The sequence below is a fragment of the Gilvimarinus polysaccharolyticus genome (assembly GCF_001187555.1).
GTDB lineage: Bacteria > Pseudomonadota > Gammaproteobacteria > Pseudomonadales > Cellvibrionaceae > Gilvimarinus > Gilvimarinus polysaccharolyticus.
In genome coordinates, this window is record NZ_LFIJ01000001.1 from 713,889 (window position 1) to 739,396 (window position 25,508).

The 25,508-nt window shown below is 47.7% G+C and carries 26 protein-coding genes; 22 read left to right on the plus strand and 4 right to left on the minus strand.

Annotation, left to right across the window (positions count from 1 at the left end; all coding sequences use genetic code 11):
- The first annotated feature begins 207 nt into the window (after nucleotides 1-207).
- From GILYN3_RS02925 to GILYN3_RS02955, 7 genes are all read left to right on the plus strand, one after another.
- Entirely contained in the window at nucleotides 208-516 is a 309-nt protein-coding gene (locus GILYN3_RS02925) for a transposase (RefSeq protein ID WP_049721466.1), read from the plus strand.
- Nucleotides 513-1,379, plus strand: a complete 867-nt coding sequence (locus tag GILYN3_RS02930; RefSeq protein WP_049721467.1) for an IS3 family transposase — start codon at nucleotides 513-515, stop codon at nucleotides 1,377-1,379. The genes GILYN3_RS02925 and GILYN3_RS02930 overlap by 4 nt, the downstream gene beginning before the upstream one ends.
- A gap of 46 nt (nucleotides 1,380-1,425) precedes the next feature.
- Nucleotides 1,426-1,962, plus strand: a complete 537-nt coding sequence (locus GILYN3_RS02935) for a hypothetical protein (protein WP_049721468.1) — start codon at nucleotides 1,426-1,428, stop codon at nucleotides 1,960-1,962.
- A 123-nt stretch (nucleotides 1,963-2,085) separates the two neighbouring features.
- Nucleotides 2,086-2,574 (plus strand): nucleotidyltransferase family protein, encoded by a 489-nt coding sequence (locus tag GILYN3_RS02940; RefSeq protein WP_232305496.1) that lies wholly within the window; start codon nucleotides 2,086-2,088, stop codon nucleotides 2,572-2,574.
- Nucleotides 2,575-2,700: 126 nt separating this feature from the next.
- Complete coding sequence (locus GILYN3_RS16980) at nucleotides 2,701-2,835, plus strand: hypothetical protein (RefSeq protein ID WP_269745918.1); 135 nt, start codon at nucleotides 2,701-2,703, stop codon at nucleotides 2,833-2,835.
- Between the two features lie 271 nt (nucleotides 2,836-3,106).
- A complete protein-coding gene (locus GILYN3_RS02945) occupies nucleotides 3,107-4,048 on the plus strand; it encodes a gluzincin family metallopeptidase (RefSeq protein WP_049721470.1) in 942 nt (313 codons plus the stop codon).
- Nucleotides 4,049-4,479: 431 nt separating this feature from the next.
- Entirely contained in the window at nucleotides 4,480-4,857 is a 378-nt protein-coding gene (locus GILYN3_RS02955) for a hypothetical protein (RefSeq protein ID WP_157484844.1), read from the plus strand.
- A gap of 140 nt (nucleotides 4,858-4,997) precedes the next feature.
- Here GILYN3_RS02955 and tnpC read toward each other — a convergent pair whose 3' ends face one another.
- Genes tnpC through tnpA form a run of 3 tightly spaced genes read right to left on the minus strand, consistent with a single transcriptional unit; the run spans nucleotide 4,998 to nucleotide 7,214 of the window.
- Complete coding sequence (tnpC, locus tag GILYN3_RS02960; protein WP_049721473.1) at nucleotides 4,998-6,548, minus strand: IS66 family transposase; 1,551 nt, start codon at nucleotides 6,546-6,548, stop codon at nucleotides 4,998-5,000.
- Between the two features lie 22 nt (nucleotides 6,549-6,570).
- Nucleotides 6,571-6,927 carry an IS66 family insertion sequence element accessory protein TnpB gene (tnpB, locus tag GILYN3_RS02965; RefSeq protein ID WP_049721474.1) on the minus strand — a complete coding sequence of 119 codons (357 nt, stop codon included), beginning with the start codon at nucleotides 6,925-6,927 and terminating at the stop codon, nucleotides 6,571-6,573.
- Nucleotides 6,924-7,214, minus strand: a complete 291-nt coding sequence (gene tnpA / locus GILYN3_RS02970) for an IS66 family insertion sequence element accessory protein TnpA (protein ID WP_049721475.1) — start codon at nucleotides 7,212-7,214, stop codon at nucleotides 6,924-6,926. Before tnpA ends, tnpB begins: the two co-directional genes overlap by 4 nt.
- A gap of 107 nt (nucleotides 7,215-7,321) precedes the next feature.
- On the opposite strand from tnpA, the gene GILYN3_RS02975 reads away from it, so the two are divergent.
- From GILYN3_RS02975 to GILYN3_RS03020, 10 genes are all read left to right on the plus strand, one after another.
- Nucleotides 7,322-7,819, plus strand: coding sequence for a GrpB family protein (locus GILYN3_RS02975; protein WP_198147265.1), 498 nt, complete (start codon nucleotides 7,322-7,324; stop codon nucleotides 7,817-7,819).
- 220 nt (nucleotides 7,820-8,039) lie between these two features.
- A complete protein-coding gene (locus GILYN3_RS02980; protein ID WP_049721477.1) occupies nucleotides 8,040-8,996 on the plus strand; it encodes a DUF4862 family protein in 957 nt (318 codons plus the stop codon).
- A gap of 66 nt (nucleotides 8,997-9,062) precedes the next feature.
- Nucleotides 9,063-10,304 carry a bifunctional alpha/beta hydrolase/OsmC family protein gene (locus GILYN3_RS02985; protein ID WP_049721478.1) on the plus strand — a complete coding sequence of 414 codons (1,242 nt, stop codon included), beginning with the start codon at nucleotides 9,063-9,065 and terminating at the stop codon, nucleotides 10,302-10,304.
- A 114-nt stretch (nucleotides 10,305-10,418) separates the two neighbouring features.
- Nucleotides 10,419-11,612 carry a M48 family metallopeptidase gene (locus tag GILYN3_RS02990; protein ID WP_157484845.1) on the plus strand — a complete coding sequence of 398 codons (1,194 nt, stop codon included), beginning with the start codon at nucleotides 10,419-10,421 and terminating at the stop codon, nucleotides 11,610-11,612.
- Nucleotides 11,602-12,261 (plus strand): TIGR00266 family protein, encoded by a 660-nt coding sequence (locus tag GILYN3_RS02995; protein WP_049721480.1) that lies wholly within the window; start codon nucleotides 11,602-11,604, stop codon nucleotides 12,259-12,261. The genes GILYN3_RS02990 and GILYN3_RS02995 overlap by 11 nt, the downstream gene beginning before the upstream one ends.
- A 14-nt stretch (nucleotides 12,262-12,275) precedes the next feature.
- Nucleotides 12,276-12,953, plus strand: a complete 678-nt coding sequence (locus tag GILYN3_RS03000; protein ID WP_049721481.1) for a TIGR00266 family protein — start codon at nucleotides 12,276-12,278, stop codon at nucleotides 12,951-12,953.
- A gap of 11 nt (nucleotides 12,954-12,964) precedes the next feature.
- On the plus strand, nucleotides 12,965-13,966 hold the full coding sequence (locus GILYN3_RS03005) for a TIGR00266 family protein (protein ID WP_049721482.1): 1,002 nt from the start codon (nucleotides 12,965-12,967) through the stop codon (nucleotides 13,964-13,966).
- Between the two features lie 470 nt (nucleotides 13,967-14,436).
- Nucleotides 14,437-16,422, plus strand: coding sequence for a carbohydrate-binding domain-containing protein (locus GILYN3_RS03010; protein ID WP_049721483.1), 1,986 nt, complete (start codon nucleotides 14,437-14,439; stop codon nucleotides 16,420-16,422).
- 498 nt (nucleotides 16,423-16,920) lie between these two features.
- Entirely contained in the window at nucleotides 16,921-18,531 is a 1,611-nt protein-coding gene (locus GILYN3_RS03015; protein ID WP_049721484.1) for a glycoside hydrolase family 16 protein, read from the plus strand.
- A gap of 384 nt (nucleotides 18,532-18,915) precedes the next feature.
- A complete protein-coding gene (locus GILYN3_RS03020) occupies nucleotides 18,916-19,896 on the plus strand; it encodes a malate dehydrogenase (RefSeq protein WP_049721485.1) in 981 nt (326 codons plus the stop codon).
- A gap of 94 nt (nucleotides 19,897-19,990) precedes the next feature.
- On the opposite strand, the gene GILYN3_RS03025 is transcribed toward GILYN3_RS03020, so the two are convergent.
- Nucleotides 19,991-21,082 (minus strand): CvpA family protein, encoded by a 1,092-nt coding sequence (locus GILYN3_RS03025; protein WP_049721486.1) that lies wholly within the window; start codon nucleotides 21,080-21,082, stop codon nucleotides 19,991-19,993.
- Nucleotides 21,083-21,219: 137 nt separating this feature from the next.
- Between GILYN3_RS03025 and GILYN3_RS03030 the strand changes: the two genes are divergently transcribed.
- From GILYN3_RS03030 to GILYN3_RS03050, 5 genes are all read left to right on the plus strand, one after another.
- Complete coding sequence (locus tag GILYN3_RS03030; RefSeq protein ID WP_198147266.1) at nucleotides 21,220-22,044, plus strand: putative RNA methyltransferase; 825 nt, start codon at nucleotides 21,220-21,222, stop codon at nucleotides 22,042-22,044.
- Between the two features lie 203 nt (nucleotides 22,045-22,247).
- Nucleotides 22,248-22,697, plus strand: a complete 450-nt coding sequence (locus GILYN3_RS03035; protein ID WP_049721488.1) for a type IV pilin protein — start codon at nucleotides 22,248-22,250, stop codon at nucleotides 22,695-22,697.
- A gap of 176 nt (nucleotides 22,698-22,873) precedes the next feature.
- Nucleotides 22,874-23,233 (plus strand): hypothetical protein, encoded by a 360-nt coding sequence (locus tag GILYN3_RS03040; protein WP_049721489.1) that lies wholly within the window; start codon nucleotides 22,874-22,876, stop codon nucleotides 23,231-23,233.
- A 72-nt stretch (nucleotides 23,234-23,305) separates the two neighbouring features.
- The gene (locus GILYN3_RS03045) at nucleotides 23,306-24,589 is read left to right on the plus strand and encodes a TolC family protein (protein WP_049721490.1); all 1,284 of its coding nucleotides are present in this window, start codon (nucleotides 23,306-23,308) and stop codon (nucleotides 24,587-24,589) included.
- Nucleotides 24,586-25,497: an efflux RND transporter periplasmic adaptor subunit gene (locus GILYN3_RS03050; protein ID WP_049721491.1), complete on the plus strand. Its 912-nt coding sequence runs from the start codon at nucleotides 24,586-24,588 to the stop codon at nucleotides 25,495-25,497. Before GILYN3_RS03045 ends, GILYN3_RS03050 begins: the two co-directional genes overlap by 4 nt.
- The last annotated feature ends 11 nt before the right edge of the window (nucleotides 25,498-25,508 follow it).

The window sequence follows — 25,508 nt, forward strand, 5'->3', positions numbered from 1 at the left end:
TATTAATGGCTGGACTTATATATTTAAAGGGTTCTGGCGGCTAATGAGAATTCCATTACTTAACAAGGTGGTTTTGTCGCCTTCGGCTGGGACCTTCGTTCCGCTAAGGCTACACTACGGCCTCAAACCACGGCGTTAAAAATCCGTGTTACCCATAATTAGTAGACACCCTGTATAGTTAGATTCACTACTACGGAGGTGCTCGAAATGGCACGTAAGAAGACGCAAGCATACACTGAAGAATTTCGCCGAGAGGCGGTCAAACGCGCAGAAAAGGACGGCAATACAACGGCATCGGTCGCCAAGGAATTAGGTGTTAGCGCTCAACAAATATACAACTGGCGTCGTCAGTTTAATCGCCTTTCCGATAAGCAGTTTAATACAGCGGCGGGCGTAGATTATTCAAAGTCAGAAAGCGAAGAGGTTCGAAAACTAAAGCGGGAAAATAAGCGCTTACAGGAGGAGCTCGCTTTTCTAAAAAAGGCAGCTGCGTACTTCGCGAACAACCCCGAGTGAAGTACGCCCTTATTGCTGAGCACGTTGGTTGGTTTACGATTGCTCTAATGTGCCGGGTATTGAGTGTTTCTAGGAGTGGTTATTATCGCTGGTTAGAACGAGGGATACCGGTTCAAGAGAAGCGCCGAGTAGGAATGGAGATGCTTGTTAAGGATACCTACGAGGAGTTCGAGGCAGCTTATGGCGCACCGCGTATAACCAAAGAATTGAACGAACTGGGTTACCCTTGTTCGCTGAATTACGTGGCTCAAATCATGGCTGAGCAGGGTATCAAGGCTAGAAATGGCAAGGGCTTCAAGTATTCTCGAAATAGTCTCACTATGTTGAACGTCTCTGATAATGTTTTGTGGCGTGATTTCTCTGCGAGCAAACCTAATGAAAAATGGACGACTGACATCACTTATATTTGGGTTGAGGATAAGTGGATATATTTGGCGACCGTAATGGATCTGTATTCTCGTCGGATTGTAGGTTGGTCGTTAGATGAGTCTATGACGGAGGCTTTGGTCAAGGGTGCCATGGCGATGGCGTTTAGTCGTAGAGAAACGGCTCCGGGTTTAATTGTGCATTCCGATCGTGGTACGCAGTACCGAGCGCAAGGTTATGTGGATTACCTTGTCTCAAGTGGATGTCGTCTTAGCATGAGCCGGAAAGGTAATTGTTGGGATAACGCGCCAATGGAATCATTCTTTAGCCGTTTGAAGGTTGAGCTTATATATGCGAAGAACTATCGCTCGATTGACGAGGCGAAATCCGGTATCTTTGCCTATATTGAAATATTTTATAATCGAAAAAGAAGGCATTCTGCAAACGACGGTATGAGCCCGGTAACGTTTGAAGAAAAGGCAGCATTGGCTGCATAGTTAGAGTGTCTACTTTTTGTGGGGAACACCAAAATACAAGGAAGCTATGAAGAGTATCGAACTATTATCAACAGGAATCAGATTGCTAGGCATATACGCTTTCATCTATGCCTTCCGCACAGGGATTTATCAATATCAGGCTGTCATGCAGTATAGGTCTACCTTGCAAGATGACATGGTAGCTTTTACCTACTTGTCACTAATTCAGGTAGGGATATTATTTGTTGCATCTCTTATAATGTTTAAATTTCCCGTCAGCTTTGCCAAGTGGCTATTGCCAAAAACCAAAGAAAATGAAGTGGTCTTTGATGGTACAGCCCAAGATATAGAAATTTCAATCTTTACTATCATTGGCGTCTACATTCTCTCATGGGCAATACCCGACCTATTTAATAACGGAATCTGGTGGTGGTATTCCACACACAGCGAATTTAGTGGCATGTGGGAGCAAGGTGGCGGCACTGAATACATAATTAACCAAATAGTTACCGCTCTAGAAATAGCCATTGGCTTGTATTTATGCTTACGTGCGCAAGGTCTTAGTAATCTGTTGCGTAGACTGCGTGAAGCTGGTGTCAGGTAACTTTTAACAAGTGCAGGAATTGTGGGCGTCAACCCTTCGGTTTGCCGCCCATGCTGCAAGCGTTATAACACTTAATCACTTATGTGCGAACTCATAGAATTAATACAGAAAGATCCTGAACGGATGAATGTCCTCTCGATAACTCGCTCTCTAAACCTTCCTGATTGTTATGTTGCTGCGGGTTTTCTAAGAAATCTCGTCTGGGATTCTATGCATTTATGTGAAACGGAATTAAATGACATTGATATCGTATTTTTTGATAAGTCTGATTTGGACAATTTTTCTTCAAATAATCTAACTGAACAACTAAATAAAGAATATCCTGGCATCAATTGGGAAGTTAAGAATCAAGCTTTCATGCATATCAAAAATGGCGATTTACCATATAAAAACACATTAGATGCAATGAGTTATTGGCCTGAGAAAGAGACAGCTATCGGGGCTTCTTTAAATGAAGATGACACAATATCAATTGTTAGTGTTTTTGGCCTAGAGAGCTTGTTTAGTGGTAATATCTCTTACAATGGTAAGCGATCAAAAGAAGTTTTCTTAAATAGGGTTGCTTCTAAACAATGGTTAAAAAGATGGCCGAAATTGCGTGTCGTGTTATAACAAGTGCCGACAACCGACTGCAAAACAACCGCCAGTCTTTGCAGTAAATGCGGCAGACGTTATATTGCCGAAAAAGTTTAGAGTTTTATCATCAATAGTATTCATTAATTTAAAAGGAGTTACATTATGGAAGACTTAGGTTTTATTTTTGGAATAATAGGTATGTCGATGGGGGTCTCAGGTTTTGTCTTCGCCATAATATCAATGAGTAAAATAGAAAAGCTTGAGAAAAAACTGAAAGCTCAGGATGTTTTAAAGTAAGGTTTAAATCTAGCTATTATCACTTTTATTGCTCATAAGCTCAGTAGTGTTACCCACAATTAGTAGACACCCTGCATAGTTATATTAACTGATATTGAGGTTCTCCATGTGGCGCGTAAAAAGGCCAAGCATATAGTGAAGAATTCCGCCAGGAGGTAGCCAAGCGCGCAGTGTCAAGTTTTTGGGTGTCCTTTAATTATTGACTCAAAATAATAAACTCCGTACCGGCGGCTTAGTTGAACGTTAAATACCCCAATAAATAGAGATGTCGATGAGTATTAAGCCAGATTGGAATGCAGTAACTTTAAGGATTGGAGGAGATCTAAGTCATGATGACTTGCATTCTGAGTGGTCCAAAGAATGCACAAAATGGTTAGAGTCAATCGCCAATGAGTTTGGTAATGATTATCGAATTGAAGAGTCGCAAAATTTCTCGATTATGTCGAATGAAAGTGAGCGATACATTCACGTATTTTCACGCTTCTTGGAAAGAACATTAAAACGAATTTTAAATACTCTTGATGGAGTTGCTTCTGATGATGGCTATGGAAAACACGTGGCTTTGATCTTTCAAGATGTTGATCAATATTACGAATATATTGGTATGTTCTTTCCCGATGAGGGGGAGTTTGGTCTTAGCTCAGGCATGTATATAAATGAAGGCTATGGACATTTTGTGTTTCCATCTCAAGATATAGATTATGCCGAGCCAATTGCTGTACACGAACTCACCCATGCTTGCTTGGCACATCTTCCAATTCCGTTATGGCTAAATGAAGGTATAGCGGTTCTTATGGAGGATGTGCTTGCAGGTAATCACCTGTTTCTTGATAAAGAAATAGTTGGTCGCCACCATAAGTATTGGAATGAAGAAACTATTCAAGGCTTCTGGTCTGGAGAAAGCTTTTTTGCAATTGATGAAGGTCAGGAGCTTAGTTATAACTTAGCTCACATTTTAGCTCGTAATATTTCTCAGGATTATGCGGCTTTTGCAAAGTTTAGTAACAGTGCAAACTATGCAGATGCAGGAGAATTGGCAGCACAAGAATTTTTAGGGTTATCACTCACACAAATAGTTGGGTCGTTTCTTGGTGAGGGGAGTTGGCAGCCAGACGGTAGAATTGACATGGATAAGCGCAATAGTGCAATGCGAAAAGACATTGTACTTGACGGCTTCGATTCGGCCGGCTGTTTTATCAATATTAGTACTTAATATGGTCAAGAGAAGTAGAAATAATGGAGATAAGACTTAAAAATGCTATTTTTTAGGTATATAAAGCATCTTAATCCGGCGTTTGTTGTCATTTTTTTAGTGATATGGCCAGTGTTGCTTGTTCCTGGGTTGATTTTTGGTGGCCATGTTAAGCCCATTACGAGCGTACCTGCACTTATTTACTTGTCTGTTTTGTGGGGGCTATTATCTAGTGTTTTTATTTCTCCATTCTTCTCGATAAAAATGAGGGCGCTTATTTTAAACAAACAAAGCAGTCTGTCCGATGCTAAACCTTTATTGATATTTATCAGTGGTATTTTTGGAGTTTTTAATCTTTCATACTTGTATGAGTTGTTCTTGCTGATATAGATAATTGAGAAATATTTACTGTTATCTGTGAAACTTTATGTTCTCAGCCTGAGTGCTTTAAAATGGATTTTGAAATTATGAAAAATATACTATTCTTTTTGTTTTATTTGCTTTTGGTCGGTTGTTCTTCGGTGGATGTTCCTGAACTTTCTGCCCCTGAAGTTGTAATGAGGCCTGTTGAGGCATTTGTGCCAAGAATGCCTGAAGTTGAGCCTAATTATGCAGCGGCGGCTTCAATGCAGAGTATGAGTACGTCGATTGAGGAGCCAACTTTTCCACATGGTTTTTGGGGATGTGGCTTTGTAGATTATGATCATCAAGCTGAAATCCGAGAGATTTTAAGAAATGCTGACCTTGTTATGGAGTTAACCACTGTTTATGAAAAATGGATTCCTATAAATGGAACGCCGGAAAAATACTATGTGTTTAAAATAAGGTAATTCGGTTGGTTAATTAAAAAAGGTCGCTAAGGGTGCAGTTTTATGTTTCACGGACTGATTATTTTTAGGATCTGAATGTCATTTTTAAATTCTTCCCCCGATATGCTACTTGGCCTGTAAGCGCCAAACCAACCACCCGGTTATGATTGGTTTAACTTGATGCTAGCGTTCCATGGCAGTAGCGCCTCGATCGACTCAACACTTTGCGCATTGGGCAGCTCTTTAAAAACCACTTTCAAGTAATCATACGGATTCAGGCCGTTGGCCTTGGCCGTTTCGATTAAGCTATAAAGATTGGCGCTGGCATTGGCACCGGCCTGGCTATTAGAGAACAACCAGTTCTTCCGCCCCACGGTAAACGGACGTATGGCATTCTCTGCCCGGTTGTTATCGATCGGGTAAGCACCGCCGTCCAGATAGCGGACAAGCCTATCCCACTGATTATGCAGGTAGAGTAATGCCTTGCCGATCGCGCTTTGCGGCGGCACATTAGGCAGGCTTTTTTCCAGCCAGGCTCGCAGTTTGTTGATGACGGGTTTCGCCTCTTGTTGCCGCCTTCGGTAGCGCTCATCTGGCGGCTGATCCTTTATGGATTTTTCTAAGGCGTACAGTTTTTGGATGAGCGCCAAGCCCTGATCGGCTTTGCCAGCTTTGCCTTTTTTCTGGACGGTTTTGGCGTCCATGAATTTGCGCCGGGCGTGAGCCCAGCACCCTAAGCGGGTGATGCGGTAGTCTGTACACGCTTTTCCATAGCCTTCGTAACCATCGACCATGATGGCACCCACACTCGCATCGAGTAAATCCAGCGGCACCGACTGACGCCGGGAGTCGGCGTAGTGGAACAGCACGGTGGGACTGGCAGCGAAGCTGCCCATCACCCACATGTAGCTTTGGCTCTCAGCGGTTTTCCCTGGCTCGTTGAGAACCTGTACGGTGGTTTCGTCCAAGTGGATGACAGGCTGCGCTAACAGCTTGTCATGCAAGAGATTAATCAGCGGCTGCACCAGCTGCCCCGAACGGATCATCCAGTTGGCAAGGTTGGTTCGGTCCAGGGCTAACCCGGCGCGTTTAAAGATCTCACTCTGGCGGTACAGTGGCAGTGCATCGCAGTATTTCTGGGTAGCCACATAAGCGAGCAGCCCTGCACTGGCGATACTTTTTTCAATGGGCTGTTTGGGTTTGGTGGCGGTGACGTGGTGCTTTTCGCAGCAAGGGCACACGTACTTCTGGCGCCGATGGACGATCACCTTGGCCTGGGCGGGGATGATATCCAGTTGCTCGTGGTCTTCAGTGCCGATAGCCTTTAGCTCGGCGCCATCGTGCGGGCACACCCGCTCGGATTCAGGCAACTCATACAACACCTCTTCACGCGGAAGGTTCGCCGGTAGGCTGACCCGTGGTTGCTTACGGCGAGTATGAGACGGGACATCAATGGTGTCTTCTTGTGTGGCTTCAGCGGGTTCGCTCGCCTCGCCTTTCTCTGCCGATTCGGCTTCATTGAACAGCCCTAGATCGAGCTGATCCTTAGAGAGCTTTTCACTGCTGGCAGAGAACTGCTTGCGTTGAAATTGTTTAATGAGTTCTTCGAGGGTGCTGATGCGACTCGCACGGCTTTTTAAAAGCGTTTCTTGTTCTTCAAGTTGCGCTTCAAGCTCTTTGATTTTGTGTTCAAGCGGTGCGATTTCTGACATGCCGCTATTTTACCAAAACTCATCAACGAACGTCTCGGTAAAACAGCGTTTCATGCGGTTTTAATTGAGCGATATCAAACCCGCGCAAGAGCCATTGCCACTGTTCGTGATCCAGTACCACAGGATCTTCCGGCAAGCGCTTGGGCCACTTAAACTTATCGCGCTCTAAGCGCTTTTGCCACAGAGCAAAACCCGTCTCATCCCAGTACAACACCTTAAGTTGACTGCGCTTTTTGTTGCAGAAGACAAACAGCGCAGGATCAAAAGGCGAAATCGCCATCTCATCCTGAACGATAACGCTTAATCCGTTAATCGCTTTGCGAAAGTCTACCGGCTCGCGGTGTAGGTAGACCTTAATATCTGCCGGCCACTGGATCATGCAGCCAAAGCCTTGACCAGTTGTGCGATAGTGTCCACATCGCCGGCGGGAAGCTTCACCGCGACAGAGCCGTAGTGTATCGTTGCCTCACCGGACGGCTTAGGCTCGGCCAGTACGGTTCGGGAAAACCTACTTGGTTCAGGACGAGCTTTAAGCTTTGTCCGTCGCAGGCTGAAGTATTTAGCGTTGAGCCCACGTTCGGCACAGAACTTGGCTTGAGTTAATCCGCTTTGCTCGAACTCCTCGATCAGAGTCAGCCAGTCGGATTGGCTGCGATGCTTTTTCATGTGAACCTCCTATTGATGAAAGCTGGGAGGTTACTGGCCTAGGATTGATTCGTATAGTGGGTGGTTGGTTTGGCGCTTACCTTGGCCTTCCCAGAGGGACTGTAGCCTTGAAGAGCTATGCCGCAGAGTGGGCGAGCATGTTCGAAAGTGAGGCTCGAAATATACGTAATAATCTCGGCAGAAGAATTCTCGCAGTCGAGCATATCGGTAGTACATCTATTAAAGGAATGGAAGCTAAGCCTATTTTAGACATAATGGTTGGTGTCGAAGCTGTGCCACATACTGACTTGATTTTAGATGATCTTATTAGGGTGGGATATCAGCGTAGAGTTAGTGGAGATCTGCACGATCGTGTGTTTTTGGTCAAAGGCCCAGAGAGTTTTAGAACTCACCATTTATCGATAACCTATATGGGTAGTTCGTTTTGGGCGGAGCATATTTTATTTCGGGATACTTTAAGGCAACATACTTCCTTGGCTCGTGAATATCTTGATCTTAAACGAAAGCTGGCAGAAAGGTTCAGCACGGACCGATATAGCTACACCGCAGGGAAAGAGGAGTTTGTCTTGAAGGTGCTGGCCATGATTGGGCTCACTCAAACCTAAGTGTCACTTAAAACTATAAGAATCTCAGGCACTCAATTTTGTCTTTAGTATTTAATTAAACGTTAAATCGCTCTCCGCATTTCATCTTGTATCGGCCTTACATCAGTTGCTGCCAATTTATCGATGATGTTTCTAGTGCTAGTATAGCCGTCTAAATATCAGCTTCATCATTCTAGCTGAATGGTGCTTAAATTATCGTCTGATCATCAGGAGTACATCCGTGTCATATTACGTAGGCGCTTACGCTTCATCCCCTTGCACAGCGGGTTGGGACCCGCAACTTGAAACGTCTTTTTATGGTGAATTAAAGTCTTTTGGCAATATTAAAGGCTTAGAGCACCCTTTTTTAGGTGAGAAGTTACACGCCCACGATGATGAGTGGTTTTTAAGCAATATTGCCCCTGAATGGTCGTTTGTTTTTACCTGTGTGCCCGGCACTATGGCGGCGATTGGTAAAACCCCTGAGTTTGGTATTGCCTCGGATGATGCGGCGGGCCGTGAGCAGGCGTTGGCCTTTATGGCAAAAGCGCGTGATGCGATTGCCAAATTAAATGCCCACGCAGGGCGTCAGGTTGTTACCGCGATTGAGATGCAAACGGCCCCAAACCAAGGTAAGGCCCGCTCGTCAGCGGCATCGCTTAAAGCGTCACTAGAGGCGATGTTAAGCTGGGATTGGCAGGGTGCGCGCATTGTTATCGAGCACTGCGATAGCTACATTGATGGGCAAGTGCCAGCTAAAGGGTTTCTTACTTTGGCAGATGAAATTCAAGCGATACAAGCGGTGAATAAACAGCTCGATGCAAATGTCGGTATTGTGATCAACTGGGGCCGCTCGGTTATAGAGGCGCGCTCGGTGACAGGTGCGCTTGATCATATCAAGCAGGCAAAAGCGGCGGGCTTGTTGGCGGGGTTAATGTTCTCGGGTGTGTCCGATCAAGATACGCCTTATGGCGCTTGGTCCGATACTCATATGCCCGCCGCTCAGTCGGCAAGCTCTAGCGTGGGTGCCACAGGTTCATTAATGAGCGAGGCGCAGATGCATCAATGTATGCAGGCGGCGGATGCCAAAAGTTTGGATATATTAGGTATTAAGCTGGGGGTTCGGCCCAAAGAGGCGAGTGTTGCAGAACGGTTGGCGTATAACCGTGAAGCGTTAGCGATTATGGATCGGGCTTAGCCGAGTTTGTGTAAAATTGCAGGTTTGGTCTAATAGCTTTTGTTGGTTTGTTTACTTGGAGGCAATATGCCACGTCAGAAGGTTGAATTTACCAATACTAAAGGCCATACCTTAGCCGGTGCCTTGGAGTTGCCCGATAGTGGCAGCCCTAAGGCCTTTGCTTTGTTTGCCCATTGTTTTACCTGCGGTAAAGATGTGGTTGCTGCGACACGTATTGCTCGCACTTTGGCCGATCAGGGCATCGCCGTGTTACGTTTTGATTTTACCGGATTGGGCGGCAGCGAAGGCGATTTTGCCAACACTACCTTTAGCAGTAATGTATCGGATTTAGAGGCGGCGGCGACGTTTTTGGCCGAGCAGTATCAAGCGCCGGCTTTATTAATTGGCCACAGTTTAGGCGGCGTGGCGGTGTTGGCTGTCGCCCGGCGGATTCAATCTGTGCAAGCGGTGGTTACCATTGCCGCGCCGGCGTCACCTAAGCACGTTGAGCATTTATTTGCCGATCAAGCTTGTGATATTCGTCAAACGGGTCGGGCACCGGTGACCATTGCTGGGCGTACCTTTGAGCTGGGGGCCGAGCTGCTTGACGATTTAGACAAATGGCCACTAGAAGAAACCATTGGCGCGCTGCGCAAGCCGCTGCTGGTTTTTCACTCGCCAACCGATCAGGTGGTCGATGTGGCTGAGGCCACTAAAATTTTTAAAGCGGCGAAACATCCCAAAAGTTACATCTCGCTCGATGATGCCGACCACCTGCTGAGCAAGCAAGCAGATGCCGATTATGTCGCCGTAACGTTAACCGCTTGGGCCAGCCGTTATTTAAAGCTTGAGCCGTTACAAGCGCAAAGCCAAGATCGGCCCGCCGTGGCGAGCGACGAGGTGTTAGTGACAGAGCAAGATGCGCACTTTTTGCGCGGTCTGTACACCGCTCACCATCAATGGCAAGCCGACGAGCCTAAAGACAAAGGCGGCAGTCACTTAGGCCCCAATCCTTACGAGTTGTTATTAATGTCGCTGGGGGCTTGCACCTCTATGACGTTGCGCATGTACGCCAATCATAAAAAGCTGGCTATCGATAACCTTGAGGTGCGCCTAACCCATCGTCGCGTGAATGCTAAAGATGCTCCCAACGGTACCGCTCAAGAGGGCAGTATTAGCGTTATCGAGCGGCAACTAAGCTATGCCGGCGCGCTGAGCGATGAACAGCACCAGCGCTTGCTGGAGATAGCCGACCGCTGCCCGGTGCATAAAACATTGATGGGCGAGATTGATATCCAAACCCGTAGTCCCTTTGTGAATAATTCATAACCAGTTTGGCATGGATGTGTCGTTGTAGCTTAAGCCGTTTGTGGGGTGCTACTTTTCGTGGTTTACCCGATTAAGGTAATATGGCCGTTTAAAGGAAGAGGCTGAAGATTTATTGTGACGATCACAACAACATCCACCTATGATTGCATGGGTTTTAATGAAGCCCTGCCTAAGGGTAAGGCATCTGGCACTCTGTGTATCGATTACGGTGGCGTTCAGTGTCTTATCCGCGAGCAGTCCGTTCGTTTACCATTACAGAACCTTAAAGTCACACTTGGCGGTGCCAGTAATCGTTTGGTGTTTTTTGAGCATCCGGCGGTTAGCGGTTGGAGCTTTTACGTCAGCGACCGCCGTGTACTGCGCGATGCACACCTTAATAATCAGCCTAATGTTATAGCCATGCTTGCTCAGGCGCGCAAAAAGCAGTTTTTTGCCCGAGCTTGGATAACCGCTATTGTGCTGTTGATTGTGCTATTACCGCTGTTGCTGGTGTTTCGAATGGACATGGTGACGGGCGTTATTGCTAAAAAAATACCGGTCGAATGGGAGCAAAAATTAGGCGAGTCTAGTATCGCCCAGTACCAGATCGACAAAAATATAATGCCCGACGAAGAGGCCGAGGTATTGTTGCAGCCACTGGTGCAGCCGTTACTTGATGCTCTGCAACCAACGCCTTACCAATACCGCTTTCATATCGTCAATGAAGGTAGCCTCAACGCATTTGCATTGCCCGGCGGTCAGGTCATGCTGCACTCGGCACTTATTTTACGCGCCGACTCGGCCGAAGAATTACTGGGTGTTTTGGCGCACGAGATGATTCATGTCGAGCAGCAGCACGGTTTGCGCAATGTGATGGGAGCCGCTGGCATTTATGTTATGGCCAGCGCGGTATTAGGCGATGCCAGCGGCCTACTCGCGATGATCGGCACCGCAGCGCCATTGTTGCTTAATCAAAGTTATTCGCGTCGGTTTGAAACACAGTCTGACACTTTGGGCTTTAAGTTACTGACAAAGGCCAATATAAACCCAGCAGGCCTTGCTAGTTTTTTTAAAAAGCTAATCGATGAAGAGAAAAGCCTACTCGAAAATATAGAAGATGAAGACAATCGCGCTATGGCAAAAAAAGCGTTGCAGTTTTTATCTCCTCACCCCGCCAGCGAAAAACGCATTGAACAGCTTAACGAGCTTCAGGCGGGGACAAATAAAACCATTCATTATCTGGACTTAAGTGCAGAGTTTTTAGCGCTTCAAGTCGCAGTTAAGCAATTTATTACTGAAGATCAGGGAGAAAAAAATAATGAAGAGTGAGATAAAGGGTTCGCAGGCATTCTCTTATGTGGAGGTGGAGCTGGCGCCGGATGAAGTGATTGTCACCGAGTCAGATGCGATGTCCAGTATGGATGCGGATATAGAATTAAAGGCACGTTTGAATGGCGGCCTTTTTAAAGGCTTATTGCGCAAATATTTAGGTGGCGAATCGCTGTTTGTGAATCACTTTAGCAACCCCACCAATACGCCTAAAAAAATGACCATAGTACAGGGGACGCCCGGAGAGATTTGTCACCGTAAGTTAGATGATGAAGTCTATTATTTACAGCCTGGGGCATTTATTGCGTGTTCTCCCGGTATCACCTTGGGGTTAGAGTTTGCCGGTTTGGTTTCGTTTATCTCTCGTGAAGGCTTGTTTCGTTTAAAAATGAGCGGTAGCGGTGATCTGTATTTTGGTGCCTACGGGGCTTTATTAGAGCGCGAAGTTGACGGTGAATACATCGTCGATAGCAGCCATCTAGTGGCCTATGAGCCGGGTATAAAGCTTAAGCTGCAATTGGCGGGCGGAATTTTCTCTAGTCTGTTTGGCGGCGAAGGCTTGGTGACGCGGGTTGAGGGGAAGGGCAAAATTATTATTCAATCGCGCAGCATTACAGGTCTTGCGGGCTGGCTGAATCCAAAATTCTGATAGAGAATACACGTATGAAAATTGAACTGGTTAATCGTCCCGGCAACACCGCCGCCAAAGTTACCTTGGCCGCAGGTGAGACTTGTACCGCTGAAGCGGGTGCTATGATCGCTATGAGCGGTCACATGAATATCACCACCACAACCCATAAAAAAGGCGCTGGCGGTATTTTTAAAGCCGCTAAGCGTATGCTCTCGGGCGAATCATTTTTTCTTAACCACTTTGACCCAAAAGATAAAGAGGGTGAGTTGTGGTTGGGCTCAAGTTTAGCGGGCGACATGCTTGCGCTAACGCTAGATAACGAAAACTTAATTGTCCAAAGTGGTTCTTTTTTAGCGAGTGAAGAATCTGTCGATATGGACATGGGCTGGCAGGGCTTTAAATCCCTGTTGTCTGGCGAGAGTATGTTTTGGCTTAACCTGAAAGGGCGAGGGCAAGTAGTGCTTTCCTCTTTTGGTGCTATTTACCCTATAGAGGTAGACGGTGATTATATTGTCGATACCGGTCACATAGTGGCTTTTAACGAAACTCTTGATTTTACGATCACCAAGGCCGGCAGCAGCTGGTTGCAATCATTTTTAGGTGGCGAAGGTTTGGTGTGTAAGTTTAGCGGTAAAGGCACTGTTTGGTGTCAGTCGCATAATGCCAATAGTTTTGGCCATGCCTTAACACCCAAACTGCGCAAAGCCTAAGGAGCAATCAGATGCATACAACATACAATGTCGTTATTACTGGCAAGCTGGCCGCAGGCGCAGATAAAACCGCTGCAATTAATGCTTTTGGCGCGCTATTTAAGCTAAGCCCAGAGAAGTCGCAAAGTGTATTTAATAAAGCGCCGGTAGCGGTTAAATCTAATACAGATAAAACCACCGCCGAGAAATTTTATAGAGCGATTAGTAAAACCGGTTTGGAGTGCCGTGTGGTTGACGCCACCGCAGGCGATACGCCGGCCGTTAGTCAGGGACAAAAAGATACCCCCGCAAGCTCACCCGCGGCGCCTGCGGCTACTACTGACAATGACACGCCGGTTACTTTTAAAGGGTTTAGCTACAAAATAGAAGGTCGCCCAGACTACAGCTTTTTAACGGTAGAGATCCCCGCCAATGAGACGTTAAAAGTCGAAGCCTCGGCTATGGCCACTATGGATACGCACCTGGTCATGAAGACAAAGTTAAAAGGCGGGTTTGGTCGTTTCTTAACCGGCGAGAGTTTGTTTCTTAATGAGTTTAGCGCCGCTAACGGTGCCGCGGAAATTGGTATCGCGCCCGGTACCCCCGGCGATTTAGTGCACCAGCATTTAGATGGCCAAACGTTGTTTTTGCAAAACTCCGCGTTTGTCGCCGCCACCATGGACGTTAATTTAGACACTAAGTGGCAGGGTATGCTTAAAGGCTTTTTCTCTGGCGAGAGTTTCTTTTTAATTCGCGCCAGTGGCAAGGGCGATTTATGGTTTAACTCTTACGGCGCGATTATAGAAATCGATGTAGAAGATGACTATGTGGTCGATACCAGTAATATCGTCGCTTTTACCGAAGGGCTCGAGTACGAGATTACCAAAGTGGGTGGTTACAAGTCATTATTTCTGTCTGGCGAGGGTTTTGTCTGCCGCTTTAAAGGCAAAGGTAAGGTTTGGATTCAAACCCGCAATGCTCAAGCCTTTACTTCTTGGGCGCATTTCTTTCGGCCGGTAAAGTCAAAAAAATAAACCATTAGGTGCTTGACCGTTGTCTGGCAAGCGCCGTTAGTTCGTGGTCTTGGGTTGGAGTGTACCGCAAGGTATTTAGCTTTTATCTAAGGCCACTAGATCTCGCCTCTAGGTTTATCCCCGCTCATTAAGATTAGTCTTTTCTGTACTTAGCTCTGCTTTACTCGATTCCCTTGCAGGTCTACCAGTACCCGTTTGTAACTGTATCTATGGACTAAAAGTTATCAGTTAATAACCAAGTAGTATCAGCCTATCTGAAATAGACAGGTGGCAAGGTTGTATTACCAATTTTTATGGTGTATTTTTAGTTGCTAGGAAGTCGCTATAACGCAGCCAGGAGGCCAAGCCAATAACAGCTAAATAGCATTGCTATCGGGGTACTTTATAAATGCTTACAGCGGTAAGTGTTTTAGCGACTCCGTAAGCGGCCGTTTAGTACATAAAAATAATTAACGTATCTTGGAGGTAACATGCAACAAAAAGGCCTTTCTGTAGCCCTTAAAGCAATTGTGACCGGTGCAATTTTTTTACCTGTGCTTAGCTTTGCTGGCACCTATACGGTGAGTACGGTTACCGATTTAAAGCATCGCTTAGAGACTGCGCAAAATAACGATGTTATTAAGGTTGATGGCAACGGTGGTAACAACGGCATTTATAGCTACAGTAGCTCTAAATACAATATTTGGACGCCCGATGGCTACACCAATGTAGCAACTAACTATCTATTGCATGATGTGGAGAATGTCACAATTCAGGCATTAAACGCCGCCCAAAAGCCGGTTTTTAAAGGAACCTCTATAAATAATGGTTACGTATTTTATGGCCAAAATGTTAATGGTTTAACACTTAAAAATATCGAGTTTGAAAAGGGTTATAAAGGGGTCATTGTTGATCGCTCTGATAACGTCACTATGGATGGCATTAAGGTTTCAGAGATTGGTCAAGAGGGGATTCATATTCGAGATGGTAGCGATTACTTCGTCTTAAAAAATAGTACGGTTGCTGACACAGGTTTAGATCGTGCAGACCGCGGCGAAGCGGTTTACCTATGTAATGATCGAAAAATGTGGAATGCTCAATACCAGCCAAGTCCAGTAGAAGAGGATAAACTGCAAAACTGCGATTATGCTCATATTTACAATAACACCATTGGCCCAAACATTGGCAATAATAGTGTTGATGTGAAAGAGGGCACGGTTGGCGCTTATATTGAAAACAACACCTTTTTACTGGCTTGGACACGTTCTGAGCTGATTAACTTTAATGCGGCAGAGCACCCCAACACTGCAGTACACTTTAAAGGTGCAGAGGGGGTAGCGACAGGTAATACCTTTAACTTTGCCAATGCTCCTAGTGCCATGTATCGCGCGGTATCGGTTGATATGCAGTTAGATGATGATCCCGCGCTTGCTTTGATTCATGGGTTTGATAACTGGGCGGTTAATAACACCATTACTAATGCAGGCTCGGGTGTGTATGCTTTTCGAGCCAACAGTGATGGCGGTGCCACCTACGGTTGCAATATTGGCGCGCCAGATTACGCACCAAAAAGTAATGGTACAGATAGGCGTTACCTTAGTGTCACAGGTGGTGATTGTACGCCACCGCCGGCGCCAAGCTCGGGGGGTAGTTCTTCCTCCTCTAGTAGCTCGTCAAGTTCTTCTAATAGCAGTTCGTCAAGCTCTGTTGGCTCATCGGCAGGTTATACGGCTCGGGTCGCTCTTCCGGGGCGAATTGAAGCTGAACATTACTATCAGGCGCCGCTAGAGAATACCGCTGGCAATGCGAATAATAGTGCTGTCACCGCGTGTACTTATTATGGCTTGAATGTCGATGTACAAAATGCCTCGGAAGGCACCTGTAATGTTGGTTGGACACAGGCGGGCGAGCAGCTTACTTATAGAGTGGGCAGTGCCGGTGGTAATTATAACATTGCAGTGCGACATGCCAGCTTGCAAAACGGCCGCCGCATCCAGGTTGCTGTTAATGGCGTTATCGCAGGCACTGTTAGCACCAATGGTGATGGTTGGCAGAGCTGGACAACTTCTACTATTAATAATGTGAGTATTCCCACTAATGCGACTCTTACGGTTACTTTTCTAGATGGCTCGGCTAACTTTAATTACTTAAATGTGACTTCGGTTGGTGGTTCATCGAGCTCCTCATCTAGCTCTAGCAGCAGTGTCGGATCCTGTCAAAATATTGCTTTTGGGGTGACACAAGAAATAGATCTTAGAGATGGTCGTTGTATTAATTTTACTCAATCGTTAGTGGGTGAGGTACTGCAAATTAAAGACAGTGATGTGCAAGGTTGCGATTATCGCGGCAATGTAAGCGATGGTGTGAATACCGCTAACGTTAATGCTAATTATGTGAAGGTGACTAATATGAGTGGTTCGCAAGTGACATTCAACTCAAGTAATAGCTGTGATTTTGTGCTTATTAAAACCTATTAAGTCCACGTTTTTATAAACAACAAAAAAGGCAGCTTCGGCTGCCTTTTTTGTTGTTTATTTGCGTTATTTAAATGTTCCGTTAGCGCTGGCAAGGTTAAAGGTGTTAATGCTTTGCGGTGGGGCTTTGTATCTAATTCGTTGCGCATTTTGTCAAGTGTCACTTTATGCGTGGCCAGTGGGACGCCTGTTGGGCGTAGGCTAGGGCCTAAACGGTGATGTTCTGTTTGATATTCTTGTTTGCCGTTTCAGTGTAATAGGCTGCCGTGCAAAGCCCAATAACATTGCGGCGTTTATTAAGACTTCCCATATTGCGTTTTTGTACAAGGTGGGGCGCAGCTGGGCTGATTATTGGGTAATACTGGCGATATTCGCCGTGCCTAAGTGAGTTATTAGCTTGGGTCGGCAAATGAGCTAGTAAGCTTATTTAGGCCGTTTAGTTAGATCAGGGCTATTGCAGCAACAATATTGCAGTCACAATAATAATGAGGATTACCCAGCATGAAATATCAATTGAGTGTTGCCATCGGTTTGTTGGTTGCGTTGTCCGCTTGTGGCGGCAGCAGCGACAGTGGTTCATCATCCAGCACGCCTGTGGCGTCTAGCTCCAGCTCTTCTAGCTCTAGCGACAGCAGCTCTAGCAGCAGTGAGCCGGTTGCCAGCAGCGAATGGCAGCTAATCTGGGAAGACAATTTTGACGGCGATACAATTGACTCGGGCAAGTGGCAGTTTGAAACCAGTTGCTGGGGTGGCGGCAATAACGAGCAGCAGTGCTATACCGACCGGGCCGAAAATGCATACGTTGCCGATGGCATGCTTACGATAGTTGCCAAGCGTGAGGATTTTACCGGCTCAAACTCTCCGAGCGGTGAGGGTGGCGAGCAGACCACCTTGCCTTATACCTCGGCTCGCTTGCGGACTCGCGGTTTGGCCGAGTGGACATTTGGGCGTTTTGAAATTAGTGCTAAATTGCCCGCCGGGCAGGGTACTTGGCCGGCCATATGGATGCTACCCACCAATTCTCCCTACGGCACTTGGGCCTCTAGTGGTGAAATTGACATTATGGAAGCGGTTAACCTAAAAACTCAATCGGATGCGCCCGGTGCTGCCGAGGGTGATTTAGAAACCCGTGTACACGGCACGCTGCACTATGGTGGTAATTGGCCTAACAATGTTCACTCTGGGGCTTTTTATCAGTTGCCCGATGGCGCAAATCCGGCCGATGATTTTCACGAGTATGCGCTGGAGTGGGATGCTGGTGAAATACGCTGGTATGTCGATGACGTGCATTATGCCACTCACCGAGATACCGGTTGGTACTCACAGTACGAAGTTGGCGGAGAGCTGATCGACGCCCCTGCCGATGCTCCGTTTGATCGTCACTCCGCCTTCCATATGTTGCTTAATTTGGCTGTAGGCGGTAATTGGGCCGGTAACGTCAATGAAAAGGGCGTCGATGAGTCGGTATTTCCGCAGACCATGCAGGTAGATTATGTGCGGGTATACGAGTGTTCGGGTGAACCCTCTACCGGCCAAGGTTGTGCCACGCTGAGCGATGACGCCGAGATAATAGAGGGCAATACGCCGCCGCTACTGCAAGGTTCTGAATTTGCCATGCCGCCACTGTTTACGATGTTTGGCGATTCTCTGGCGGCCGGTTTAGCGGTTAACAGCTATAACCCTACCGGCCAAGTGACTTGGTCGGACGATACGGTTGATGAGGGCCGTGGTTTTGTTTTTAACTACAATAAGGCTGCGGTGGACGGCAATGTTTACTTTGAAGTCACCGCTGGTGCTGCAGATTTATCATCGTGGCAAGCATCGGGCGTATTGGCGTTTGATTACAAGGTTAATAGCGCCGCAAGTGGTAGTGAGCTGCTGGTTAAAATTGACAGCGGTTGGCCCAATGCCAGCGACACCACTGTTCCGGTTGAGCCACTAGGCGAGTGGCGCAGCTTTAGCATTGGCCTCGAGGCACTTCGGGCGAAGGGTAATTCACTGGCCGGCGGAGCTGCCAATATTGCTCTTATTACGAATGTTTTTGTGATTGAGGCGAGCGGCGCTATGGACGTATCGTTTGATAATATTCGTTTAGAGGTTGCAGAAGATTAAACCTGTGGCGCCGCCGCGTCCTTGCGAGCGGGGCCTGTTGGGGGCTGTCTTGGTGTGCTTTTAAAAAGCATTTACCGTGTCTAAGTCCCCATCAAACCCTCATTAAACCCAGCTTCAAGCTGCGTCTCTTTGCTATAGATGAAATTTTCTCTTAATAGCTTATAATACCGTCCCGTCCGGACGCGGTAGTGTGAGCCATAAGCGCTTACCCGTCTTGGTCGTCAGGTTAAAGCATACCTTGCAAGCTCTGCGAGAACACGGCTGGGCCCTCAACCGGGGCGCAGGTTAGGGGTTCTGCGAGGCTGGCAGCCTTAGCCCGATTAACTACCCATTGACAGGTGGCGCGGTAACCCCGGCTAAACCTGCAAACTACGGAGAAATAAAGTGAAAGCACCCGTTCGAGTTACCGTCACCGGCGCCGCTGGTCAAATCAGTTATTCCCTGTTGTTCCGCATCGCCTCTGGCGCCATGTTGGGCGAAGATCAGCCGGTTATTCTGCAATTGCTGGAAATTACTCCTGCGCTAGAGGCCCTTAAAGGCGTCGCTATGGAGCTGGACGACTGCGCTTTCCCGCTGCTGGCCGGTATGGTCTGCACCGACGATCCGAATGTCGCCTTTAAAGACACCGATTACGCTTTGCTGGTAGGCGCGCGTCCACGCGGCCCTGGTATGGAGCGTAAAGATCTGCTGTCTGCTAACGCCGCTATTTTCTCGGTACAGGGCAAGGCGATCAACGATCACGCCTCGCGCGATATTAAAGTGCTGGTAGTGGGCAACCCTGCTAACACCAACGCTCTGATCGCTCAGCGCAACGCGCCAGATATTAACCCCCGTCAATTCACCGCCATGATGCGTTTAGATCACAACCGCGCTCTGACTCAACTGGCACAAAAAACTGGCAAAACCATCTCAGACGTTAAAAATCTGGTGGTTTGGGGTAATCACTCAGCGACTCAGTACCCAGATGTTCACCACGCCACTGTTGCTGGTGAAGACGCTATGAGCCTGATCGATCAAAGCTGGTACGAAAACGACTTTATCCCGACGGTACAACAGCGCGGCGCGGCGATTATTAAAGCTCGCGGTGCGTCTTCTGCAGCGTCGGCGGCTAATGCTGCCATTGATCACATGCGCACTTGGGCGCTGGGTTCGGCTGCCGGTGATTGGGTTAGCATGGGTGTGTACAGCGATGGTAGTTACGGCATCGATAAAGGTCTGATTTACTCATTCCCGTGTGTATGTAAAAACGGTGATTGGGAAATCGTCCAAGGCGTAGAGAACAACGAGTTCTCGAAAGCGCGGATGCAAGCCACCGAGCAAGAGCTACGTGAAGAGCGCGACGCAGTGGCTGATTTACTGCCATAAGCGGCTCACGTTAGTTAAAAAGCCCGCCTAAGTTAACTTGGGCGGGCTTTTTTTGCGCTGTACTCTAGGTGATTTGAGTGTGGCTTGCCGTTAGTTATTTTTGTGGCCGATCTGAATAGTAGGTGCGGCCATTCTCATCGGTGTGACGATAAATGGTTTTGCCCGTCTCATCGACTTCATCATGATTATTGGCATCTTCAATGTGGTACTCGTTGTCGGCTTGTACTTGGTCGATGCTACTGACGCCTTCAACAAAAATAATCTCGGCTAACTCGTTTACTTTGGGGTTCATTAGCAGTGGTAATTTGTTCTCAGATCTAAGTTGGCTCTGAAACTCTGCATCTTGCAAAATCGCACGGACCCGTGGGTCATCTTTTTTAATTTGATACTGCTGGTAGCCAAGTGCGAACTTTTTGGCCGTGTCGCGAGCATCGTCGCGGTTGTCGATATCCATACCTGCGCTTTGCATTAATAGGCGTAAATCGTCGTCTTGCATCATGCGTTTAAACGCCGGAACCTGCATTAGCTCGTCTATTTTGCCTTGTTGCATTAGGCGCTGCGCGCGCGGATCTTCAATTAAAGTGTGCACATCTGGGTTGTTGCTGACGCGGGCTACGCGATCGAGACTCGCAACGGGATTGGCCAGTACCGATTCACTGATTCGTACCGCGTTATCGCTTTTACCCGAGAGTGTCATAAGGCCGCCGGCTGACTTGCTTATCAGTGTGCGTGCGGCAGAATCGATTGAGCTTAGATTTTGGGTCGGTTTAGGGGCATCTTGTTTAATGTTTTGCGCCGCAGTGTATACGCCAAAAAGATACACTAATAATAAGCCAATGAATGCACCGGCGGCGCCGCCTAGTACCGCGCCGCCAACTCGCGATAGCATGTCAGGGTCGGCCTCGCCTTGCGACGGGGTAAGCTTGATAAGCAGCCAAAATAGTAGGCGAATAGCGATAAGCACGATAGAAAATAACGCGAGTGAGCCGGCTATATAAGCGACGATACCGTCAATGGGTGTGTACTGTTTAATCAGTTCTGCGGCGTCTTTACTGTAAAAAAATGCTGCAGCGTAAGCGCCGATCAAGGCCGCTATGCGCGCCAGAGAACCCCAAAAACCATTAAAATAACCGCGAATAGCAAAAAATGCCGTAGCGATACCAAAGATAATTGCCGAAACACCCATAGATTCGTCTCGTTTGTTGTCATTATATGAGTAGGAATATTATCCTACAGGCGCGCTATGTTCCATACATCCGTGTTAAACCGGTGTATTGGTTGTGTGATTGGTCGGTTGTTGCTAAAGGTTGCTGCCGAGCATTAATGAAAATAGAGAGAGCCCCAATGATCAATTACCGCTGCCCCAGTTGTTATGGGCCGCTTAAGCGCGATGACACAACTTACCGCTGCGCGCAAAACCACAGCTTTGATATTGCTCGCAAAGGCTATGTGAATCTACTGTTAGCGCACCAGATGGGCTCAAAGCAGCCGGGCGATAACAAGATGATGATTGCCGCTCGGCGCGAGTTTTTATCGGCAGGCGCTTATCAACCGCTGGCCGATAAACTGGTGCAGTTGTGTCGCGAGCACAAGCTACAGCGCTTATTGGATGCCGGTTGTGGTGAGGGCTACTATGCTACTAATATTGCTAACGCCGGTGTAACCGTTGCCGGCTTGGATATTTCTAAAGAGGGCATCCAAGCCGCTTGCCGGCGCAGTAAAAGTATCGCTTGGTGTATTGCCAGCGTGGCAGATTTACCTTATTTAGATGGCACCTTCGATTCGGTGCTGTCGGTGTTTTGCCACCTTGATGAGGCCGAATTTACCCGCGTATTGCAACCTGGTGGCCTAGTGGTGTTTGTGGGCCCTGGAGAGAACCATCTGCCCAATCTACGCGCCGCGCTGTACAGTCAGGTTAGGCCTTACCGCAGTGCGAAACAGCAAGATTATTTTTCTGAGCTAAGTCTGGTTAGCCAAGAGACGCTAAGCTTTGATCTACAATTAAACAGCCCCGAGCAAATTGCTAACTTATTAAAGATGACTCCGCATTATTGGAGCACCAGCCCCGCTCAGCAGGCGCCGTTATTGGCGATGAAGCAACTACACGATACCGTCGATATGAGCATCCAAGTGTATCGCAAGGGCTGAGTGTTACTAATCTGAGCATTGCCAATAAAGGTGTTTGCAGCGCGTAACAGCACGCGTTTGTTAGAGGGCTATATTGTTAAGGTAAAGTTTACGTTAAGCAGTATACTTATAAAGGCTGTATGCCCCGCGTTTTTAACGCGATGCCTTTATCGGCTATGTGTACCCAAGGGCTGTGTGCCCCCTAATGATTGTGTGGAGATATTATGCAGCGTTCAACAAAGCAAAAAAATAGTGGTTTCACTTTAATCGAGCTCATTGTTGTTATCACAATTATTGGCATTTTGGCTGCCGTTGCTATCCCCAGGCTTAGCAATTTAGAGCGAGAAGCTCGTATCGCCTCGGTGCAGGGGCTGTTAGGTGCGGTAAAATCTGCGGCTATGCTTGCTCACGCAACCTCGTTAGTACAAGGTGCCCCCGCTACTATTAGCATGGAGGCACAAGTTGTTAATATGCTGAATGAATACCCAACTGCAGCGGCTAACGGCATTGCTCGGGCGATTGCTTTTGATGCGATCGACTACACTTTTAGTGCTGGCACGCCCTCGACTTTTACACTGAGTGGTTACAGCGGCAGTAATTGCGAGGTACGTTACAGCGCTGCCGATGGCAGTGGCGCGCCGCCGGCAATTGTTGCGGTAACAAGCGGCTGCTAAACACGTAAGCCGACGCTTTATATTTTATAGGCCGAGCTTGCTCGGCTTTTTTGTGTCTAGCATTTCAGGTTGTGCTTGGCTACTCACTTTGACATGGTCTAGGAGTTGGTAATCGGTAGGTGGGTTTGTTACAGTTGTCGCCCAGATTTAATGATGGTTAAGATTCCACCTTATCTATGTACCAATCATTTTTACGTTTATTGATGTTTGTTATTTTGCTGCAGTCAACCTTGGCGGCGGCCGATGCACATCTGTTGCACGAAGCATCTGGCGAATTGTCGCACCATCATTCGCTGATTGCCGATATGCACGACAATAATGCAGTGCAGCCTCTGGTGGCTGGGCAGTTTGACGACACTAATACCAATACCGATCAGTCATGCCATCATCATTGTTGCCACGGACACAATGCTAAATACCTTAATGGATCATTAGTTCAGCCCAATATCTCACTTAAAAACATCGCAGATTGGGCCTACGATACACATTACGTACCTCCTACCGCGACCGCTAAATACCGCCCTCCAATCGTTTAATTCACACATTGCGACATCGTAAATCTGTCTGCGCCATACCCGTGGCGCGTTCGTTGATCTGTGGATTTTATTATGAAGTTTTTTATTGTTCTACTGCAGCTGTCTTTGGCTGTTGCCAGTGTGGCGGTTAATGCCGAAACGTTAACATTTGAGCAAGCTTGGCTGCGGGTTGTAAAGCAACACCCGTTAGTGGCTGCCACCAATAACCGCTTAAATGCGGCTGAATCTAATCGGCAGCTTGCCAGTTACCGACCCAATCCGCGTTTAATATTTGAGGTCGAAAACCTCTACGGCTCGGGCGAGTACGAGCGCGCCGAGCAAGCAGAAACCGCATTTATGGCCGAGCAAACCTTTGAGCGCGGCGGTAAGCGTGCTGCACGACGTACAGTGTCGGAGCAAAAAATAACGGCGCAACAATTAATGGCGCAGCGGCAATTGCGGTTGTTGCGGCAAGAGGTGCGCGGCCAGTTTAACCAAGTATTACTGGCGCAAGAGCGTTTGCAGCTAAGCAAAAATCAACAGGAAATTGCCAGCGACAATATCAACACAGTGAAACGTTTACACAAAGCCGGCGCTGCTACTGTGGATGATTTAGCCCGCGCCCAAGTGCAGCTGCAAACCACCGAGCTGGAGTTAACTCGCGCACGGCAGCAGCAACTTAATAGTTCGCAACAGTTGGCCGTACTGTGGGGCGATATGTCTAGCAATAGTGTTATTACAGCGGTAGGCCCGTTATTGTTTATGACCGAGCGTTTAACCATAGAGAAAATTTTAAAACCGCTCGACTCGGGTATAGATAAAAAAATTGCCCAACAACAGGTTCGCGCGCAACAGGCCGAGGTGGAGCTCGCCAAAGCTAACGCCAAGGTAGACGTAACGTTGGCCGCGGGTGTGCGCCGCTTTAGTCTGACCGATGAGTACGCCTTTACGGTTGGTGCCAGTGTGCCGTTGCAGGTTTTCAATAACAACCAAGCCGGAATAGACAGTGCTTACGCCCAAGTACGCGCGGCCCAAAACGATGCCGATTATTTAACACGTAAAGTGAGTGCCGAGGTGTTGGCGGCGTTTCGCCGTTGGCAACAAGCCGATCAAGCGCTGCAGAGCTTGGAGGGTGGCATTCTTCCCGCGGCGCAAAAAGTACTGACCGCGACACGCCAAGCCTACGAGCGTGGCAGCTATAACTACTTGCAGGTGTTGGATGCACAAAACTCGTTGTTGCAAGCTCAACGTCAACGGCTTGAGTTACGTGCCGATGCCGCCGACGCTATGACTATTCTTGAGCGCTTTATCGCGCCGCTCGCACCAATAGAGTCTTTGTTTACAACGACTGTTGCCCAACAGGAGATAACCCCATGAATCGATTCATACTGACTAGTTTACTGCTGTTAAGCGCAATAAATGTTGTGGCGGCCGAAGGCCATGCCGATCATCACAGCGCGGCGCAAGAGCTAACACTCGCGCTCGATGTATTTAACGAGCTGGGTGGCGAGCTGGCAACCGCCGCGGCTGGACGTTTGCGCGATGAACGATTATTACCAGCCGAGGTGCGTTTAAACGCCGAGGCAGTCGCCCATGTAAACCCGCGCTTTGCAGCGCAAATTACACAGGTAAATGCCAACACTGGTGATCAAGTAAAAGCCGGGCAGGTGCTGGCCCGCGCCGAAAACTCCGATACTTTGGCGGCCTTTGAGCTTGTCTCATTAATCGATGGCGTGGTGATCAATCGTCATGTGACGTTAGGCGAGCATTTGCAGCCCACCGATACCGCTTTTGTGGTGGCCGATTTAACTCGTCTCTGGCTCGATATCGCGCTTTACCCCAAACAAGTGGCACAGGTGAAGCCCGGCATGGCGGTGCACATAAGCACCAGCTTTGGCCCCGCGCCGGTTGAGGCTGAGATTAACTATGTTGCGCCGGTGGTAGATAAAGCCACACGCACGGGTTTAGCGCGAGTGTTTTTAGCAAACCCCGAAGGGCAGTGGAAGCCGGGGATGTTTGTTGCGGCGCGTGTAGCGCTGACGGATTTTGTTGTACCAGTGCGAGTGCCGCAAACGGCCGTGATCGAACTTAAAGGAAAATCAGTGGTGTTTATTCGCGAGCAAAACCACTGGCGTGCTCAAGCGGTTGAGTTAGGTCGCCGTGATCATGCATACCAGGAGGTGATGTCGGGGCTTGTCGCTGGAGAGCAATACGCCGCCGCTGGTGGGTTCTTGTTAAAAGCTCAGCTGCAAAAAGATGAGCTTGAATCTGGTCATAATCACTAATAGACGGAGGT

What these genes read in the sequence shown, in the direction of transcription:
- GILYN3_RS02925 (WP_049721466.1), top strand. Translation starts at nt 208, where the DNA reads ATGGCACGTAAGAAGACGCAAGCATACACTGAAGAATTTCGCCGAGAG.
- GILYN3_RS02935 (WP_049721468.1), top strand. Translation starts at nt 1,426, where the DNA reads ATGAAGAGTATCGAACTATTATCAACAGGAATCAGATTGCTAGGCATA.
- GILYN3_RS02940 (WP_232305496.1), top strand. Translation starts at nt 2,086, where the DNA reads ATGAATGTCCTCTCGATAACTCGCTCTCTAAACCTTCCTGATTGTTAT.
- GILYN3_RS16980 (WP_269745918.1), top strand. Translation starts at nt 2,701, where the DNA reads ATGGAAGACTTAGGTTTTATTTTTGGAATAATAGGTATGTCGATGGGG.
- GILYN3_RS02945 (WP_049721470.1), top strand. Translation starts at nt 3,107, where the DNA reads ATGAGTATTAAGCCAGATTGGAATGCAGTAACTTTAAGGATTGGAGGA.
- GILYN3_RS02955 (WP_157484844.1), top strand. Translation starts at nt 4,480, where the DNA reads ATGGATTTTGAAATTATGAAAAATATACTATTCTTTTTGTTTTATTTG.
- tnpC (WP_049721473.1), bottom strand. Translation starts at nt 6,548, where the DNA reads ATGTCAGAAATCGCACCGCTTGAACACAAAATCAAAGAGCTTGAAGCG.
- tnpB (WP_049721474.1), bottom strand. Translation starts at nt 6,927, where the DNA reads ATGATCCAGTGGCCGGCAGATATTAAGGTCTACCTACACCGCGAGCCG.
- tnpA (WP_049721475.1), bottom strand. Translation starts at nt 7,214, where the DNA reads ATGAAAAAGCATCGCAGCCAATCCGACTGGCTGACTCTGATCGAGGAG.
- GILYN3_RS02985 (WP_049721478.1), top strand. Translation starts at nt 9,063, where the DNA reads ATGCCACGTCAGAAGGTTGAATTTACCAATACTAAAGGCCATACCTTA.
- GILYN3_RS02995 (WP_049721480.1), top strand. Translation starts at nt 11,602, where the DNA reads ATGAAGAGTGAGATAAAGGGTTCGCAGGCATTCTCTTATGTGGAGGTG.
- GILYN3_RS03000 (WP_049721481.1), top strand. Translation starts at nt 12,276, where the DNA reads ATGAAAATTGAACTGGTTAATCGTCCCGGCAACACCGCCGCCAAAGTT.
- GILYN3_RS03005 (WP_049721482.1), top strand. Translation starts at nt 12,965, where the DNA reads ATGCATACAACATACAATGTCGTTATTACTGGCAAGCTGGCCGCAGGC.
- GILYN3_RS03010 (WP_049721483.1), top strand. Translation starts at nt 14,437, where the DNA reads ATGCAACAAAAAGGCCTTTCTGTAGCCCTTAAAGCAATTGTGACCGGT.
- GILYN3_RS03015 (WP_049721484.1), top strand. Translation starts at nt 16,921, where the DNA reads ATGAAATATCAATTGAGTGTTGCCATCGGTTTGTTGGTTGCGTTGTCC.
- GILYN3_RS03025 (WP_049721486.1), bottom strand. Translation starts at nt 21,082, where the DNA reads ATGGGTGTTTCGGCAATTATCTTTGGTATCGCTACGGCATTTTTTGCT.
- GILYN3_RS03030 (WP_198147266.1), top strand. Translation starts at nt 21,220, where the DNA reads ATGAAAATAGAGAGAGCCCCAATGATCAATTACCGCTGCCCCAGTTGT.
- GILYN3_RS03035 (WP_049721488.1), top strand. Translation starts at nt 22,248, where the DNA reads ATGCAGCGTTCAACAAAGCAAAAAAATAGTGGTTTCACTTTAATCGAG.
- GILYN3_RS03040 (WP_049721489.1), top strand. Translation starts at nt 22,874, where the DNA reads ATGTACCAATCATTTTTACGTTTATTGATGTTTGTTATTTTGCTGCAG.
- GILYN3_RS03045 (WP_049721490.1), top strand. Translation starts at nt 23,306, where the DNA reads ATGAAGTTTTTTATTGTTCTACTGCAGCTGTCTTTGGCTGTTGCCAGT.
- GILYN3_RS03050 (WP_049721491.1), top strand. Translation starts at nt 24,586, where the DNA reads ATGAATCGATTCATACTGACTAGTTTACTGCTGTTAAGCGCAATAAAT.